This window comes from Methylomonas rivi, from assembly GCF_024505165.1.
Classification (GTDB): domain Bacteria; phylum Pseudomonadota; class Gammaproteobacteria; order Methylococcales; family Methylomonadaceae; genus Methylomonas; species Methylomonas rivi.
Map to the genome: position 1 here is coordinate 1 of NZ_JANIBK010000289.1, position 1,814 is coordinate 1,814.

General features: G+C 51.5%; 1 protein-coding gene. It reads right to left on the minus strand.

Translation table 11 applies throughout. The features are described from left to right. Positions 1 to 148: 148 nt before the first annotated feature. Positions 149 to 1,660 carry an IS1182 family transposase gene (locus NP596_RS21180; RefSeq protein ID WP_256617366.1) on the minus strand — a complete coding sequence of 504 codons (1,512 nt, stop codon included), beginning with the start codon at positions 1,658 to 1,660 and terminating at the stop codon, positions 149 to 151. Positions 1,661 to 1,814 lie beyond the last annotated feature (154 nt).

Genomic DNA, 1,814 nt, shown 5'->3' on the forward strand with positions numbered 1-1,814 from the left:
CTAGGAGCCTGTCCGAAAATACGCCCCTCGAACGAGGTCATTTGTCGGTTGCTGGAAAAATTTTAGATTTATCTGACAACTCGGCTTGAAGGTGATGTGATTTATTTCAATTTAGGCTATATGGCTCGCTATTCGGGGGTATTCTTCCTCATATTGCTGGCTGAATGACACTATTGCCAAATTCCGGGCGGATTAACCCCGTCAAAATGGCCTTGGCGATTTTTTTGAAGTTGTGTGCGGCGCAGATGATGGAAAATTCACCGGCGACTTTGTCTTTGCCGCGCACACTGAAGCCACGGAAACCGCTGTTTTTGATTTGCCCAAACACCGGCTCGACGATGACTTTGCGTTGCTTGTAAGTGGCTTGGGCTGCGGGTGTCTGCATTTTGCGGTTCATGTTTTGGCGCAAAGGCTCTTTGTCGTCGGTGCTGAGGGTGCGGGCCTGGCCTTTTTCGGAATGGCAGCAGCGCGGTTTGAATGGGCACTCGGCACACGCTTCTGCGCGGCCTTGGTAGACCCGGCTGCCATCTTTGCATTCGCTGATTTGGGTTAAGATTTGTCCGCCAGGACAGGTAAAGGTATTGGCGGCTTCATCGTAGATGAAATCGGCCTTGACCAGTTTGCGTTCTGAATCGCCCAGCGGGGTTTTATGGGTTTTTTCGCCTTTGTCGGTGGCCACATAGGCATCCACTTGCTGTTGCTCAAGGGCTTGCAAGTTGTTGCCCGAGAAATAACCGTTGTCCAGGCTGATTCGATCCGGCATCTGATCTGTCGTCTCTTGTAGTGCTTGCAAGGCCGGTTCGACTTCTTGTTTATCGTTGGCGTGCTGGCTGATGTGTTGGCCGACAATGATTTGAAAGTCGGCATCGACGCTGATTTGCCCGTTATAGCTGTACTCGAACTGGCCGTTCTTGCCCATGATCCGCGCATCGGTATCGGCAAAACTGATCTGCTTGCTGTCTTCGATGGCTTTGCCGGGGTTGAGCTCTGCTTCGCGGGCTTCGAGGGCCTGTTTGGCGGCTTGGATTTTAGCGAGCCGATCTTGCTTGAATTGCAAGTCTTCCGGGATTTCGTAGCCGGTTTTATCGCGATAGGCCTGATCTTCTTCGCTGTCGCAGCGGTTGGCTTGCTCGATCAAGGCATCGATTTCAGCGCACAGCGCTTGTTCCTTTTCCTTGAGGCGGTCATAGCTCATCGCCTTATGCTTGGAGGTATCGGCCTTGAATTTGGAGCCATCCAGACTGATATAGCCCAAGGAGGCCAGCTTCAACTCCATCGCCAGTTTCACGGTTTGCTTGAAGCAATCCTGAAAAAACGGGCCGTGGTTTTTGCGAAAATCGCTCAACACGCGAAAATTGGGACAGTTCATTTGCGCGATGAACATGAAGGACAAATCTTCGCGGCAGCGGCGTTCGATTTGCCGGGAGCTGAAGACGCCTCGGCTGTAGGCGTAGATCAGGATGGAGACGATCAGCCTGGGATGGTAGGCATGCTGGCCCTTGATGCTATACAGGCTTTCAACGCTGGCGGTATCCAGTTGCTCGAACAGCTCGGCGTAGAGGTAGCATTCATGATCTTGCCGCAGAAAATCGAAGATGTTGCTGGGGAATAGCTGGTGTTGATGGAATTCAAGCGGCCGGGATTTGAAGCGGATGGTCATGACGCTTTCAGGTAGTATTTTGGATGCAATTATACCATAGGTTATTGTTTTTAATGTAATTGTTAAAATTCGCCACCATTGCACTTGTAGCCGGCCGCAGTAAATAATCCGGGGAAACAGTGGCGGCTAGGCTATTCTCGGACAGGCTCCTAGG